Origin of the sequence: Devosia submarina, assembly GCF_003056345.1 — a bacterium.
GTDB lineage: Bacteria > Pseudomonadota > Alphaproteobacteria > Rhizobiales > Devosiaceae > Devosia > Devosia submarina.
Genome location: NZ_PYWB01000002.1, coordinates 171,416 through 186,363, shown reverse-complemented (window position 1 = coordinate 186,363; position 14,948 = coordinate 171,416). Strand labels below are relative to the sequence as shown.

General features: G+C 61.2%; 14 protein-coding genes. All 14 read left to right on the top strand.

Annotated features, from left to right (window positions below; translation table 11 throughout):
• Positions 1–105: 105 nt before the first annotated feature.
• The 14 genes from DDE77_RS03460 (at position 106) to upp (ending at position 14,948) form a co-directional block, all read left to right on the top strand.
• Positions 106–570, top strand: a complete 465-nt coding sequence (locus DDE77_RS03460) for an SRPBCC family protein (RefSeq protein ID WP_108396046.1) — start codon at positions 106–108, stop codon at positions 568–570.
• A gap of 128 nt (positions 571–698) precedes the next feature.
• A complete protein-coding gene (locus tag DDE77_RS20040; protein ID WP_281261287.1) occupies positions 699–821 on the top strand; it encodes a hypothetical protein in 123 nt (40 codons plus the stop codon).
• Positions 822–995: 174 nt separating this feature from the next.
• Entirely contained in the window at positions 996–2,000 is a 1,005-nt protein-coding gene (locus tag DDE77_RS03455; protein WP_108396045.1) for a BMP family lipoprotein, read from the top strand.
• 28 nt (positions 2,001–2,028) lie between these two features.
• The gene (locus DDE77_RS03450; protein ID WP_108396270.1) at positions 2,029–3,639 is read left to right on the top strand and encodes an ABC transporter ATP-binding protein; all 1,611 of its coding nucleotides are present in this window, start codon (positions 2,029–2,031) and stop codon (positions 3,637–3,639) included.
• Positions 3,636–4,586: a GIY-YIG nuclease family protein gene (locus tag DDE77_RS03445; RefSeq protein WP_108396044.1), complete on the top strand. Its 951-nt coding sequence runs from the start codon at positions 3,636–3,638 to the stop codon at positions 4,584–4,586. Before DDE77_RS03450 ends, DDE77_RS03445 begins: the two co-directional genes overlap by 4 nt.
• Entirely contained in the window at positions 4,583–5,713 is a 1,131-nt protein-coding gene (locus DDE77_RS03440; protein ID WP_108396043.1) for an ABC transporter permease, read from the top strand. Before DDE77_RS03445 ends, DDE77_RS03440 begins: the two co-directional genes overlap by 4 nt.
• 1 nt (position 5,714) lies before the next feature.
• Positions 5,715–6,680: an ABC transporter permease gene (locus DDE77_RS03435; protein WP_108396042.1), complete on the top strand. Its 966-nt coding sequence runs from the start codon at positions 5,715–5,717 to the stop codon at positions 6,678–6,680.
• A gap of 122 nt (positions 6,681–6,802) precedes the next feature.
• The gene (locus DDE77_RS03430) at positions 6,803–7,213 is read left to right on the top strand and encodes a cytidine deaminase (protein WP_157959654.1); all 411 of its coding nucleotides are present in this window, start codon (positions 6,803–6,805) and stop codon (positions 7,211–7,213) included.
• Complete coding sequence (locus tag DDE77_RS03425; protein WP_108396040.1) at positions 7,210–8,004, top strand: purine-nucleoside phosphorylase; 795 nt, start codon at positions 7,210–7,212, stop codon at positions 8,002–8,004. The genes DDE77_RS03430 and DDE77_RS03425 overlap by 4 nt, the downstream gene beginning before the upstream one ends.
• On the top strand, positions 8,001–8,990 hold the full coding sequence (gene deoC, locus DDE77_RS03420) for a deoxyribose-phosphate aldolase (RefSeq protein ID WP_108396039.1): 990 nt from the start codon (positions 8,001–8,003) through the stop codon (positions 8,988–8,990). The genes DDE77_RS03425 and deoC overlap by 4 nt, the downstream gene beginning before the upstream one ends.
• A gap of 160 nt (positions 8,991–9,150) precedes the next feature.
• Positions 9,151–11,535, top strand: coding sequence for an aldehyde dehydrogenase family protein (locus DDE77_RS03415; RefSeq protein WP_108396038.1), 2,385 nt, complete (start codon positions 9,151–9,153; stop codon positions 11,533–11,535).
• 141 nt (positions 11,536–11,676) lie between these two features.
• Positions 11,677–12,996 carry a thymidine phosphorylase gene (gene deoA, locus DDE77_RS03410; RefSeq protein WP_108396037.1) on the top strand — a complete coding sequence of 440 codons (1,320 nt, stop codon included), beginning with the start codon at positions 11,677–11,679 and terminating at the stop codon, positions 12,994–12,996.
• A 75-nt stretch (positions 12,997–13,071) separates the two neighbouring features.
• Positions 13,072–14,289, top strand: a complete 1,218-nt coding sequence (locus DDE77_RS03405; RefSeq protein WP_108396036.1) for a phosphopentomutase — start codon at positions 13,072–13,074, stop codon at positions 14,287–14,289.
• Between the two features lie 17 nt (positions 14,290–14,306).
• On the top strand, positions 14,307–14,948 hold the full coding sequence (upp, locus tag DDE77_RS03400) for a uracil phosphoribosyltransferase (RefSeq protein WP_108396035.1): 642 nt from the start codon (positions 14,307–14,309) through the stop codon (positions 14,946–14,948).

Here is a 14,948-nt window from a genome sequence, read left to right as displayed (position 1 = left end):
GTGCGAAAAGGCCGCACGTAAAGAGTGGGGCCGACCAAGCATGGCAAGCAATTGTTTCGTGGGGCATTCCGGCCACAATAGGGCCAGTGCAGGGGAGGGCTGCTGATGGATTTTGGCGGGCGTTATATAATCGCTGCGCCGCGTGTGGCGGTTTGGGCGGCACTCAACGATGCCGAAACGCTGAAAGCCGCCATTCCGGGCTGCCATTCCATAGAATGGTCCGGCCAAAACACGCTGGACATGGAGATCAAGGTCAATCTGGGCGTCGCCAAGCCATCCTTTAAGGGCGAGCTGATGTTAAGCAACATCATCCCGGCCGAACGCTACACCCTTGCGGGCCGCGGCAAGGGCGGGCTCTTTGGCCTTGCCGAAGGTGCCGCCGACATTGCCCTGTCCGACCATGGCGAACAAACGCTGCTGGTGTTCACGGCCGAAGGCGGTGCATCCGGGCAGATAATGAAGCTGGGCAAGGCCGTGATCGGCAACTCGGCCCAAAAGATCATCGACGGCTTTTTCGAGCGCTTCGGCGCTGCCATGGGCGCCCAGGTCACCCCTCTGCCGCCCCCCTGAACGGTCCTCCAGACCGGATTAATCAGGCGCTAACCATGCCGCTCTCTGCCTTGAAAGGATCATAATCAGCACAGCGTTCCCGGGTTATCTGTCGCCGGCAATCCAGCGCATTTGAAACAAATTGAATCATGTCCACCCAGACCCGTGACACACTCGCCCTTTTTTCACTGGCGGCACTTGCCGTGCTTGGCGTCCTGTATGCCGACGCCGATTTGCCGGGGCTGTTCATGAGCATACTGGCGCGCCTCTAGCCCTGCCGAAAAGCGGCCCAGCCGAGGCGCTTGAATTTTGACCAACCGGAAAAATTTGCATTATCCCCTCTTGCGGGCGCGGCATTTGCACGATTGTATCGCCTGCTAGCGCACGCAAAGCTGAACCATCGGGCAAAGACCTGGTGCTCAGGTGCCAGACAGGGAGACTAAGCAATGAAATTTTCCACCTTCACCAAGGCTATCGCTGGCGGCATCGCGCTGAGCGCGGTCCTGACCGGTGCAGCCTTCGCCGATCCCGCGCTGATCTATGATCTTGGCGGCAAGTTCGACAAGTCGTTCAACGAAGCGGCCTATAATGGCGGCGTGGCCTGGAAAGAAGAAACGGGCGGCAACTTCCTGGATCTGGAACTGCAGAACGATGCCCAGCGCGAGCAGGCCCTGCGCCGCTTTGCAGGTCAGGGTGCAAACCCCATCGTCATGGCCGGCTTCTCCTGGACTGCGGCGCTTGAAGCCGTTGCTCCTGAATTCCCTGACACCAATTTCGTCGTGATCGACACCGTTGTTGAAGCGCCAAACGTGCAGTCCATCCTGTTTGATGAGCACACCGGCTCATTCCTCGTTGGCGCCCTGGCGGGGCTCAAGAGCGAAACCGGCACCGTGGCCTTCGTCGGCGGCATGGACGTTCCCCTGATCCACCGCTTCTATTGCGGCTATGCCCAGGGCGCCAAGCACGTGAACCCCGATGCAACCCTGATCGAAAACTACACCGGCACCACCCCGGCCGCCTGGAACGATCCGGTCACCGCCGGTGAATTGACCAAGGCTGCAATCGACGCTGGTGCCGACGTGATTTTCGCCGCGGCCGGTGGCTCGGGCCTTGGCGTGCTGCAGGCTGCCAAGGACGCCGGCAAATACTCCATCGGCGTGGACAGCAACCAAAACTACCTCCAGCCCGGCTCGGTCCTGACCTCCATGATCAAGCGCGTTGATCTTGCCGTGAAGAATGCCCTGACCGAAGCGGCCGACGACGCCACCTTCAAGCCCGGCACCACCGTTCTCGGCCTTGCCGAAGATGGCGTTGGCTATTCGCTGGACGAACACAACCAGGAACTGATCACCCCCGAGATGCAGACCCAGGTCGAGGAAATCAAGAACCAGATCATCGCTGGCGATATCGAGGTCCACGACTACTTCACCGACTCGTCCTGCCCTCTCTAAGCGAGAATTGATGAGCCAGAATGGCCCCATGAACCCGCAGCGGCCGGAAACGGCCGCTGCTTTTGTCCCGGCAAATGGCTGGGCGATCGAGCTTGAAAAGATCAACAGGCGCTTTGGCGACGTTCACGCCAACAAGGACATCGATCTCAAGATCGCACGCGGCACCATCCATGGCATCGTGGGGGAAAACGGCGCGGGCAAGTCCACCTTGATGTCCATCCTATATGGCTTCTACACCGCCGACAGCGGCACCATCCGCGTCAACGGCACCCCTCAGGCCATCACCGACAGCCGCCATGCCCTCAAGCTGGGCATCGGCATGGTGCACCAGCATTTCATGCTGGTCGACAATTTCACTGTCCTTGAAAACATCGTGCTTGGCGCCGAGGATTCCGGCCTGATCAAGCCCAGCCTTGACCGCGCCCGCAAGGAGCTCAATCGGCTCGAACAGGAATACGACCTCGAGGTCAATCCCGATGCCATCATCGAGGATATCTCGGTAGGCCAGCAGCAGCGCGTCGAAATCCTCAAGGCGCTTTATCGCGGCGCCGAAACCCTGATCCTGGACGAACCCACGGGCGTTCTGACCCCCAAGGAAGCCGACGACCTCTTCCGCGTGCTGGAAACCCTGCGCAAGCAGGGCAAGACGGTGATCCTGATCACCCACAAGCTGCGCGAGATAATGGCCATCACCGATAGCGTATCGATCATGCGCCAGGGCCAGATGGTTGCCACGCTCAAGACCGCCGAAACCAATCCCGAGCAGATCGCCGAACTCATGGTCGGGCGCCGCGTCCTCCTGCGCGTCGACAAGAAGCCCGCCACCCCTGGCAAAACCCTCCTTGAAGTGCAAAACCTCGTCGTTGCCGACGACATGGGTGTCACTCGCGTCAAGGATGTGAGCTTTGCCGTGCGGGCCGGCGAGATCGTCGGCATAGCCGGCGTCTCCGGCAATGGTCAGTCGGAATTGCTGGAATCCATTTCCGGCATGCGCGACCAGAAATCCGGACATGTCCTCGTCAAGGGCGAGCCGCTCTCGTTGGATGGCGATGACGGCGCCGCCCGCGCCCGCCAGGCCGGCCTTGCCCATGTCCCGGAAGACCGCCAGCGCATGGGCCTTGTCACCAATTTCGCCGAATGGGAAAACGCCATCCTGGGCTACCAGGATACACCCGCCTATGGCGCGGGCCCGTTCCTCGATATTGCCGCCGCCAAGAAAGCCGCTGCCGACCACATCAAGCTCTTTGACGTGCGGCCCGCCAACATCAATCTCAAATCCTCGCTGTTTTCCGGCGGCAACCAGCAAAAGATCGTCCTTGCCCGCGAAATGGAGCAGGACCCCGACGTGCTGGTGATCGGGCAGCCCACCCGCGGCGTCGATATCGGCGCCATCGAGTTCATCCACAACGAGATCATCAAGATGCGCGACGAGGGCAAGGCCATCCTCCTCGTCTCGGTCGAGCTCGACGAAATTCGCTCCCTTGCCGACCGCATCCTCGTGATGTTCGACGGGGTCATTGTAGGCGAAGCCGACCCCGCCACCGCCACCGAAGGCGAACTCGGCCTTATGATGGCCGGCATCAACAGCAAAGCGGCCCCCCGCGGCCTCGGCATTGCCGAACAGGGACCCCTGCCATGAGCGCCCTAGGCCGTACCGTCAGACTTTTCTTGGTCGACGGCAACGCTCAGGCGGGTTTGATAACAGCTGAGATCATCAATTGGACAGGCAGGGTCTTGGTCGCTCCTCGGGAAAGGCTGGCAGAGCTCGTCCGCAGGCCGGAGGCAGACAAAACGGGTGTCTATATACTGCTGGGAGATGCTCCGGATCCAAGTGTCAGAAGAACAATTTATGTTGGAGAAAGCGACATCGTAGGCCGGCGGATAGTCCAGCATTCTAAAGACGAGCAGAAGGACTTTTTTGAACGCGTTTGTCTGATTACAAGCTCGGATCAGAATATAACGAAAGCGCATGTCAGATATCTAGAGAGCCGTATTACTCAGATCGCGCGCGAGTCTGGCAGGGCTCACGTGTTAAATGCCAACGATCCTCCGCCGGGAGCCATGCCGGAATCAGATCTGGCAGACATGGAGTTCTTTCTTGAACAGCTGAAGACTGTACTTCCGGTACTTGGTTTTGACATACTGCGTGAGCCGATCTCTAGAGTTGTTCAGCCCGTCTTTCGGAACGCCGCTACTCCCATTCATTCAGATGTGGATCGACTGGAACTGATACTACGAAACAGCCGAGAAGGGCTTTCTGCGGCTGCGGTTCAGATCGGCGATGAGACTATAGTTCGGGAAGGTAGTCTCGCCCGCAAGGATCCCGATTATGCTATGAATCAATACAGCGGTCTTCGGGATCAACTAATAGCCGACGGTTCACTCTCGTTGAGCAGTGATCAGACTATGCTTGCTTTCACCAGAGACGTGCCATTCTCCAGTCCAAGCGCAGCCGCAGCCGTAATTTACGGCCGCAATGCAAATGGTAGGACGTCGTGGCTGGTCAAAGAGAGTGATCAGACTTTGAAGGAATACCAAGACGCGATGGTTGAAGCGGCAAGCGCAAACATCGAGGCAGCTGAATGAGCGCCCGCAGACCTATTCCCCGCTGGGCCGATATCGCCCTGCTTCCCGCCATCAACCTGATCCTGGCTTTCCTCGTGTCGGGCCTCGTCGTGCTGCTGGTCGGGGAAAACCCGTTCCACGCCATCCAGGTCATCATCTACGGCGCCTTCGGCTATGGCGATGGCTTTGGCTACACGCTGTACTACGCCACCAATTTCATCTTCACCGGCCTTGCCGTGGCAGTAGCCGCCCATGCCGGGCTCTTCAATATTGGCGGCGATGGACAGGCCTATGTCGCAGGGCTGGGCGCCATCGTCGTTGCCCTGGCGCTCGACCAGACCCATTGGCTCCTTGCCATGCCGCTCGCCATCATCGCTGCAGGCGCCGTCGGCGGTTTTTGGGCCTTTATACCCGGTTACCTGCAGGCCAAGCGCGGCAGCCATGTGGTTATTACCACTATCATGTTCAACTTCATCGCTGCGGCGCTGATGGTCTACATGGTCAACCGTGTGCTCAAGCCCGCTACCACCATGGCTCCTGAATCCGCCACTATTGCAGTCCCCGGGCGCGTGCCGCAGCTGCGCCAATTCTTCTCCTTCTTCGGCTATTCGCCGGTCAACCTTTCCATCGTCATCGCCATTGCCGCGCTGATTGGGGTCTACTTCCTCGTCTGGCGCACCAAGTTCGGCTATGCCATGCGCGTGCTGGGCGCCAATCCCACCGCCTCGCGCTATGCCGGTATTTCCAACAGCAAGATGATCATGATCACCATGACCATTTCCGGCGCTCTCGCCGGCATGGTGGCCATCAACGAAGTCATGGGCGTGCAGAACCGCCTCGTGCTCGATTTTGTCGCCGGCGCCGGTTTTGTTGGCATCGCCGTGGCGCTGATGGGCCGCAACCACCCCATCGGCATCCTCCTCGCATCGCTCCTTTTCGGCGCGCTCTACCAAGGCGGGCAAGAACTTCAATTCGTCATTCCCGGCATCACCCGCGAGATGATCGTCGTCATTCAGGCCTTGGTGATCCTCTTCACCGGCGCCATGGAAGGGCTGTTCCGGCCAACGCTGGAGCGCGCTTTCATGCTCTACACGCCCGAGCACAAGACCGAAGCCGTGGCCGTGTCCACCGCCAAGACGGAGAGCTGAGATGGATATCGCCACCATCCTCTCCATTCTGGACGCCACGATCCGCCTGTCCACGCCGCTGCTTCTGGCCTGCCTTGCCGGTCTTTACTCCGAACGTGCCGGGATTTTCGACATCGGCCTTGAAGGCAAGATGCTGGCAGCGGCATTCGCCGCTGGCGCGGTCGCCGCTGTCACGGGCTCGGCCTGGATGGGCCTTCTTGCCGGCATGGCCGTGTCCCTGGGCACGGCGCTTTTGCAAGGCGTTGCCGCCATCACCCTCAAGGGCAACCAGCTTATTGCCGGCGTCGCCATCAACATGCTGGCCGCCGGCATGACGACATTCCTCGGCCAGACCTGGTTCGGTCAGGGCGGGCGTACTCCGCCGCTCAATGAGGGCGGGCGCTTCTCCGTCATCACCCTGCCATTCGCCAGCGAACTCTCCGGCGTGCCAATCATCGGACCCATTTATGCGGACCTGATTTCCGGGCATTATCTGCTTGTTTACATCGGCTTCATCATGGTGGCCGTCACTGCCTATGTGCTCTACCGTACCCGCTTCGGCCTGCGCCTGCGCGCTGTGGGCGAAAACCCCAAGGCGGTGGATACGGCAGGCATTTCCGTGGTCGCCCTGCGCTACCAGGCCGTGATCATAACCGGTCTCCTCTGCGGCCTTGCTGGCGCCTATTTCTCCATCGCGCAGGGTTCCGGCTTTGGCAACAACATGACAGCCGGCAAGGGCTACATCGCTCTGGCCGCCCTGATCTTTGCCAAGTGGAAGCCGGTGCCCGCCATGTTCACCTGCCTCCTTTTCGGTTTCCTCGACGCCCTCCAGATTCGCCTGCAGAGCGCGCGCCTGGGCGGCATCGAAATCCCCGTACAGGCCATCCAGGCGCTGCCCTATGTGCTGACCGTGATCCTGCTGGCCGGCTTCATCGGCAAAGCCGTTGGCCCCAAGGCAGGCGGTGTGCCCTACACCAAGGAGCGCTAGCGCGCCTTCGATGCAACTAGGCCCTCATGGTGAGCTTGTCGAACCACGAGGGCGGGTCCCCAGAGATTGCCACGACCTCGTCCTTCGACAGGCTCAGGATGAGGTCTAATGATAGGATGCCGATGTCCGAGAATACGATTGATCAAGGGCTTTTTGAAGCCGCCGAAGCCATTCGTGCCAAGGCCTACGCACCTTATTCCCGCTTCTCCGTGGGCGCCGCCATCCTCGCCGACGACGGCAAGATCTATTCTGGCTGCAACATCGAGAACGCTGCCTACCCACAAGGGAACTGCGCCGAAACCTCGGCCATCGCTGCGATGATTGCGGGCGGTGCCCGCCGCATCAGGCGCATCTATGTCACCGGCCCCGGTGCTGCACCCGTGACGCCCTGCGGCGGCTGTCGCCAGCGTATTCGCGAATTCGCCGATCTCGATGTTACCGTGATCTCCCATGGCGTAGAGGGCACCCCTCTGGCGCAAACCTTGGAGCAATTGCTGCCCCACTCCTTCGGTCCGGAGTACCTGCCCAAATGAGCAAAGCCGCCAAGACCATCCAGAAAATCGCCGGCAAGGAACCTATCGCGGCGGCCATCGTCCTAGGCTCCGGCCTGTCCGCCATAGGTGATCTCCTCGCCGACAGGATCGCCATCCCCTATACCGAGCTCAAGGGCTTCCCCGGCGCTGGGGTGTCCGGCCATGGCCGCGACCTCCTGATCGGCATCCTTGGTGGCAAGCGCGTTGCAATCCTATCCGGCCGCGAACACTACTACGAACACGGTAACGCCGCCGCCATGCGCCCCGCGCTCGAAGCACTGGCTGACCTTGGTGCGCAAACCCTCTTGCTCACCAACTCCGCCGGCTCGGTCGATGAACGCTTCCGCCCCGGCGATCTGATGCTGATCTCCGACCACATCAATTATGCCGGCATGAACCCACTTATCGGGGAAGCGACCGACCGCCGTTTTGTGAACATGGTCGATTGCTATGCTCCGGATCTGCGTGCCAAGGCGCAAGGTCTGGCCGAGCGGCTCGACATCCGCTTGGGCGAAGGCATCTATCTCTGGTATTCCGGCCCGAGCTTTGAAACGGTGGCTGAAATCCAGATGGCCATCCGCTTGGGCGCCAATGCCGTGGGCATGTCCACGGCACCAGAAGTGATCCTAGGGCGTTTCCTGGGAATGAAGGTCTGGGCCTGCTCCTCCATCACCAATATGGGGGCAGGGCTCTCGGCTGAAAACATCAGCCATGAGCACACCAAGACCATGGCAGTGCAGGGCGCCGACAAACTCAAGCGGCTGATCCCCTTGCTGGTGGAGGAACTATGAGCCTCAAGATCGTCGACAAGCTTCGCTCTGAAACCACCCACAAGCGCAATCCGGGCTTTCCCCTGGATCTCGATTGGGTCGGGCGCGTCCGCATGAACCGCTCCGCCCTCGAGCGCCGCGCCTCGACTATTGGCACCCGCCGCACCGTCAAGAAGGACTATCAGCTCGCCTGGTTGCTCAGGGCCATCACGCTGATCGACCTCACGACGCTCAACGCCGACGATACCGCCGGTCGCGTCGAACGCCTCTGCGCCAAGGCCCGTCATCCCCTCCGCCAGGACATTCTCGAGCAGCTCGACATCGGCAATCTGCGCATCCTGCCCGGCGCCGTCTGCGTCTACCATTCTTTCGTCAAGACAGCTGTCCATGCCCTCAAGGGCACCGGTATCCCCGTTGCCGCCGTGTCCACCGCCTTCCCCCATGGTCTGGCACCCGTTGAAACCAAGCTGCGCGAGATCGAGCTTTCGGTTGCCGATGGCGCCGAGGAAATCGATATCGTCATCGAGCGCGGCATGGTTCTGCGCGGCGACTGGCAGGCGCTCTACGATCAGGTCCGCACCTTCCGCAAGGCCTGTGGCGACGCCCACATCAAGACCATTTTGGGCACAGGCGAACTCGCCACCCAAACCAACATCGCAAAGGCTTCGCTCGTCTGCATGCTGGCCGGCGCCGATTTCATCAAGACCTCGACCGGCAAGGAAAAGGTCAATGCGAACCTTGTGACCTCGCTGACTATGATCCGGATGATCCGCTGGTTCGCCGAGGAAACCGGCATCGAAATCGGCTACAAGCCTGCTGGCGGCATTGCGACTGCGGGCGATGCACTCAAGTACATGGCGCTGATGAAGGAAGAGCTCGGAACGCACTGGCTGCAACCGCATCTGTTCCGCTTCGGTGCTAGCAGTCTGTTAACAGATATCGAGCGTCAGCTAGAGCACGGCCTCACCGGCCACTACGCGGCGGACTACCGCCAACCCTTGGTCTAGGCGCCAGCGCAATCAAGGAGGAGGCCTCGATCCCACACCGCCGTCATTGTCGGGCTTGTCCCGGCAATCCATCCTGAAGTTCGCATGCTTGATGCGCGCAGATGGATCACCGGGACAAGCCGGTGATGACGATCATGGGGTTCGGTTGGAAGGAAACCAAATGAACAAGATCGCACAAATTTTCGAAACGCTCGAATATGGTCCCGCTCCCGAAGCCGCCGACCAGGCGATCGCATGGCTGGATGGGCACGAGCGCCGCTTCGGCCACTTCATCGATGGCGAGTGGACCGAACCCGGCACGATTTTCAACACCGAGAATCCCGCTACCGGCGAGAAACTGGCTGACCTCACCGAAGGTACACAAGCCGACATCGACCTCGCCGTCAGCGCCGCCCGCGCCGCCTTCGGCCCTTGGAGCTCTCTCAGCGGCTACGAACGCGGCAAATACCTCTACGCCATAGCCCGCGCGGTCCAAAAGCACGCCCGCCTGTTTTCGGTTCTGGAAACCCTCGACAACGGCAAGCCCATCCGCGAATCCCGCGACATCGACATTCCCCTGGTCGCGCGCCATTTTTACCACCACGCCGGCTGGGCCCAGCACCTCCAGCGCGTGTTTCCCGACCACGTGCCCTACGGCGTCTGCGGCCAGATTATCCCGTGGAACTTCCCGCTGCTGATGCTCGCCTGGAAGATCGCCCCGGCGCTTGCCGCCGGCAATACGGTGATCTTGAAACCCGCCGAGTTCACCTCGCTCACCGCGCTCCTCTTCGCCGAAATCTGCCAGCGCATCAGCCTGCCCAAGGGCGTCGTCAACATCGTCACCGGCCAGGGCGAAACCGGCCAGGCCATTGTTGCCCACCAAGGCATCGACAAGATCGCCTTCACCGGCTCGACCGAAGTCGGCAAGGCCATCCGCATGGCGACCGCCGGTACCGGCAAGGGCCTCTCGCTCGAGCTGGGCGGCAAGTCACCCTACATCGTCTTTGAAGACGCTGACATCGACTCCGCCATCGAGGGCCTGGTCGACGCCATCTGGTTCAACCAGGGCCAGGTCTGCTGCGCCGGCTCCCGCCTCCTGGTGCAGGAAAGCATCGAAGAGCGCTTCATCACCAAGCTCAAGAAGCGCATGGCAACCCTGCGCGTCGGAGACCCGCTCGATAAATCCGTGGATATCGGCGCCATGGTCGCACCCGTCCAGGTCGAGCGTATCCGTGATCTTATGACGCGCGGCGCTGCCGAAGGCGCGATGATCTATGAGCCCGACAACATGACGTTGCCCGACGCCGGCTGCTTCCTTAAGCCCGCTCTCGTCACCAATGTCTCCCCGGCCAACACCCTTGTCGCCGAGGAAATCTTTGGCCCCGTCCTCGTCGCCATGAGCTTCCGCACGCCCGAGGAAGCCGTCGCCCTCGCCAACAACACCAAATACGGCCTTGCCGCCACCATCTGGAGCGAGAACATCAATCTCGCCCTCGACATCGCCCCCAAGATCAAGGCAGGCGTTGTCTGGATCAACGGCACCAACAATTTCGACGCGGCAGTGGGCTTCGGCGGCTACAAGGAATCCGGCTTCGGTCGCGAAGGCGGCCGCGAGGGCGTGAGCGCCTATTTGAAGCCCGCTTGGGAAAAGCACCTCGCGCCAACGACCAGTAGCCCTCATGGTGAGCCTGTCGAACCACGAGGGCGTGGCACGAACCCTCTGGATCGTGACCATCTCGACCAAACTGCCAAGATGTATATCGGCGGCAAGCAGGCGCGGCCTGACAGCGGTTACAGCCGCGCTGTCCTAGCACCCAACGGCGAAACTATCGGCGAAGTCGGTGACGGCAACCGCAAGGACATCCGCAATGCCGTGGAAGGCGCGCGCGCTGCCCTTGGCTGGTCCACCACATCCGCGCATTCCCGCGCGCAGATCCTCTATTTCCTTGCCGAAAACCTCGACTACCGCCGCGACGAGTTCGCCAGGCGCATCAAGGCTCAAACCGGCGAAGACGGCGCTGAAGAAGTTGCCCTCTCTGTCGAGCGGCTTTTTGCCTTTGCCGGCTGGGCCGACAAATATGATGGCGCCGTCCACAATCCACCTATGCGCGCGATTGCCGCCTCCATGATCGAACCCCTCGGCGTCCTAGGCATCGTCGCGCCACCCTCGCGCCCGCTCCTGGGCTCAATTGCCCTGCTTGCCCCGGCATTGGCGATGGGTAACACGGTGGTCCTTGTTCCCTCCGCGCGCTCGCCCCTCAGCATCACCGACCTCTACCAGGTCATCGAAACCTCGGACATCCCCTCAGGCGTGGTCAACATCGTCACCGGCGACAGCGCCACGCTCGCCAAGACGCTAGCCGAACATGACGGCGTGGATGGCCTCTGGTTTGCCGGCGACGCGCAAACCTCTGCGATGGTCGAAAAGGCCTCCGCGGGCAACCTCAAGCAAACCTGGACCAGCCGCGGCCTCTACTACGACCTCGCCGACCGGCGCTTTGAAGGCGACTACTTCCTGAGCAAGGCTACGCAGGTCAAGAACGTCTGGGTTCCGTACGGAGCTTAAATACTCAACAAACGCGATGTCATCCCGGCGAAGGCCGGGATCCATCCTGAGATACCACAGCGAACACACGTCTCAGGATGGACCCCAGCCTTCGCGGGGTGACAATGTGGGTGTACTGAGTTCGGGAAAGCAGAAAGTCCCATGGTCTTCCTCCCCCAAGAAGTCATCATCAAAAAGCGCAACGGCAAGGCTCTGACGCCTACCGAGATCTCTGATTTCATCGCCGGTTTCGCCCAAGGCACCGTCTCCCACGCCCAAGCCGCTGCCTTCGCCATGGCCGTGTACTTCCAGGACATGTCCATGCCCGAACGGGTAGCGCTGACCCTCTCCATGCGCGACAGCGGCACGGTGCTCGATTGGTCCGATCTCGACGGCCCCGTGGCCGATAAGCATTCGACCGGCGGCGTCGGGGACAATGTCTCGCTTATGCTCGCGCCGATCCTTGCCGCCATCAGCATCTACGTGCCCATGATCTCGGGCCGGGGCCTTGGCCATACCGGCGGCACGCTCGACAAGTTCGATGCCATCCCCGGCTACGCCACCAGCCCCGACAACGCCCAGTTCCGCAAGGTGGTCCAGTCAGCCGGCTGCGCCATTATCGGCCAGACCGCCGACCTCGCCCCCGCCGACAAGACGCTCTACGCCATCCGCGACGTGACAGGTACGGTGGAATCCATTCCCCTCATCACGGCGTCCATCCTTTCCAAGAAACTCGCCGCCGGCCTTGGTGCCCTGGTGCTCGACGTCAAAACCGGTTCGGGCGCCTTCATGCCGACGCTGGAAAAATCCCGCGAGCTCGCCCAAAGCCTTGTGTCCGTCGCTAATGGGGCAGGGCTCAAGACTTCCGCTCTTATCACCGACATGAACGAGCCCCTCGCCAGCGCCGCCGGCAATGGCCTCGAGGTCCGCAATGCCGTTGAGTTCCTTTCCGGCAAGCACCAGGACCCGCGCCTGCGCGAGGTTACGCTCGCCCTTTGTGCTGAACTCGCCCTCATGGCCGGCAAAGCCGAGGACACCGCTTCCGCCCGGACGATGGTCCAAAAAGCGCTCGACAGCGGAGCGGCGGCCGAGCGCTTCGCGCGCATGGTCGCTGAACTGGGCGGCCCTACCGATTTCATCGAACGCATGGACCACCATCTTCAAGCCGCACCCATCATTCGCGATGTCTTGGCCGACACGGAGGGGGAGATCACGGAGATCGACACGCGCGGCGTCGGCATGGCCGTTGTCGCCCTCGGCGGCGGCCGCACCACGCCCACGGACCCCATCGACTACACTGTCGGCTTCGATCGCCTGGCTCCGCTTGGCGCCAGGATAGACCGAACTACCCCTATCGCCCGCATCCACGCCCGCGACGAAGCCTCCGCCGCCGATGCAACCGCACGTCTTCGGGCCGCGTATAAGCTGAGCGACGCTGCACCAGGCGCCCCGCTCATTGCCGCAAGGATTTCCGGCGCATAAAAGACTTCGCCTCCTATCGTCATTGCCCGGACAAGCCGGGCAATGACGATGAACCAAGACCTTAGGAGTAGATCCATGCCGCGCGCCATCCTCTGCATTCTTGATAGCGTCGGCATTGGCGGCGCGCCCGACGCCGACAAATACGGCGATGTGGGATCCAACACCTTCGGCCATATCTCCGAGTGGGCTGCCTCCGGTCGTGCTGATCGCGACGGGCTCCGCTCCGGCCCCCTCCATGTCCCCAACCTCGATGCCTTGGGTATTGGCGCTGCCATTCAGCTCTCCACTGGCACGCTCCCGCCGGGTCTTTCCCCAACAGCCAAGGGCGGTCGCTTCGGCGTTGGCCGCGAAGTGAGCAAGGGCAAGGACACACCTTCCGGGCATTGGGAAATCGCCGGCGTTCCTGTTCCCTTCGAATGGGGCTATTTCGCTGAAAGCGAGCCTGCCTTCTCGCCCCATCTCATTGCCGAGTTCGTGGAGCGCGCCAAACTGCCCGGCATCCTCGGCGACAAGCATGCCTCCGGCACCGACATTATTGCCGCGATGGGCGAGGAACATATCCGCACCGGCAAGCCCATCTGCTACACCTCCATCGACAGCGTCTTCCAGATCGCGGCCCACGAAACCCATTTCGGCCTCGACCGGCTATACGACATTTGCCAGATCGCCTTCGAGCTCACCGCGCCAATGATGATCGGACGCGTGATCGCCCGCCCCTTTATCGGGGAGGATGCCACCAGCTTCAGGCGCACCGGCAACCGTCGCGACTTTGCCATCGCGCCGCCCGAGCCAACCCTGCTCGATCGCAACCAGGCCGCCGGCAACCAGGTCTATGCCATCGGCAAGATTTCGGACATCTATGCCGGCCATGGCGTCACCCACAAGATCAAGGGCACCGGCATCCCGCAGCTCTTCGACAAAACGCTCGATGCCATGGAAATGGCCGCTGATCGGGCGTTGATCATGACCAACTTCGTAGATTTCGACAGCGAATACGGCCATCGCCGCGACGTGCCGGGCTATGCCGCGGCACTTGAGCTCTTCGACAGCCGCCTGCCTGAGATCATCTCAAAGCTCCTCCAGGACGATTTGCTGATCCTCACCGCCGATCACGGCAACGATCCCACCTGGACGGGGACTGATCACACCCGCGAACAAGTGCCGATCCTGCTCTTTTCCCCAAGCCTGTCGCAAGGCGAACTTGGCATTCGCTCCACCTTCGCAGATATTGGCGAGAGTATTGCCCATTGGCTTGGCCTCCCGCCCGGCCGTCATGGCAGAAGTTTTCTTTAAAACACCAGGTTGGTTTCATGAGCAACAAAGTCGGCAATGTGACGGTGATCGATCATCCGCTGATCCAGCACAAGCTGACCATCATGCGCAACAAGGAGACCTCCATCGCCGGTTTCCGGCGCCTTCTGCGCGAAATCGCGCATCTCATGTGCTACGAGGTCACTCGCGATCTCGAACTCGAGATGATTGATATCGAAACGCCGATGTCGCCCATGAAGTCACCTGCCATCAAGGGCAAGAAGCTCGTCTTTGCCTCGATCCTGCGCGCCGGCAATGGCCTGCTTGATGGCATGCTGGACCTCGTCCCGGCAGCTCGCGTTGCCCATATCGGCATGTATCGTGACCATGAGACGCTGGAGCCGGTTGAATATTATTTCAAGGCCCCGTCCAACCTTGAGGATCGCCTGATCATCGTAGTGGACCCGATGTTGGCGACCGCCAATTCCGCCACCGTAGCCATCGACAAGCTCAAGCAGCTCGGCGCAAACGACATCCGGTTCCTCTGCCTTCTGGCGGCGCCTGAAGGCGTCAAACGGTTCACCGAGCACCATCCCGACGTGCCGGTTTTTACCGCTGCCATTGACAGCCACCTCAACGAGCAGGGCTATATTATCCCAGGCCTCGGCGACGCCGGCGACCGCATGTACGGGACCCGCTGA

Coding starts and splice junctions, on each gene's coding strand:
- DDE77_RS03440 (WP_108396043.1), top strand. CDS start 4,583: ATGAGCGCCCGCAGACCTATTCCCCGCTGGGCCGATATCGCCCTGCTT.
- DDE77_RS03415 (WP_108396038.1), top strand. CDS start 9,151: ATGAACAAGATCGCACAAATTTTCGAAACGCTCGAATATGGTCCCGCT.
- DDE77_RS20040 (WP_281261287.1), top strand. CDS start 699: ATGTCCACCCAGACCCGTGACACACTCGCCCTTTTTTCACTGGCGGCA.
- DDE77_RS03445 (WP_108396044.1), top strand. CDS start 3,636: ATGAGCGCCCTAGGCCGTACCGTCAGACTTTTCTTGGTCGACGGCAAC.
- deoA (WP_108396037.1), top strand. CDS start 11,677: ATGGTCTTCCTCCCCCAAGAAGTCATCATCAAAAAGCGCAACGGCAAG.
- DDE77_RS03455 (WP_108396045.1), top strand. CDS start 996: ATGAAATTTTCCACCTTCACCAAGGCTATCGCTGGCGGCATCGCGCTG.
- deoC (WP_108396039.1), top strand. CDS start 8,001: ATGAGCCTCAAGATCGTCGACAAGCTTCGCTCTGAAACCACCCACAAG.
- DDE77_RS03435 (WP_108396042.1), top strand. CDS start 5,715: ATGGATATCGCCACCATCCTCTCCATTCTGGACGCCACGATCCGCCTG.
- DDE77_RS03460 (WP_108396046.1), top strand. CDS start 106: ATGGATTTTGGCGGGCGTTATATAATCGCTGCGCCGCGTGTGGCGGTT.
- DDE77_RS03425 (WP_108396040.1), top strand. CDS start 7,210: ATGAGCAAAGCCGCCAAGACCATCCAGAAAATCGCCGGCAAGGAACCT.
- DDE77_RS03405 (WP_108396036.1), top strand. CDS start 13,072: ATGCCGCGCGCCATCCTCTGCATTCTTGATAGCGTCGGCATTGGCGGC.
- DDE77_RS03430 (WP_157959654.1), top strand. CDS start 6,803: ATGTCCGAGAATACGATTGATCAAGGGCTTTTTGAAGCCGCCGAAGCC.
- DDE77_RS03450 (WP_108396270.1), top strand. CDS start 2,029: ATGAACCCGCAGCGGCCGGAAACGGCCGCTGCTTTTGTCCCGGCAAAT.
- upp (WP_108396035.1), top strand. CDS start 14,307: ATGAGCAACAAAGTCGGCAATGTGACGGTGATCGATCATCCGCTGATC.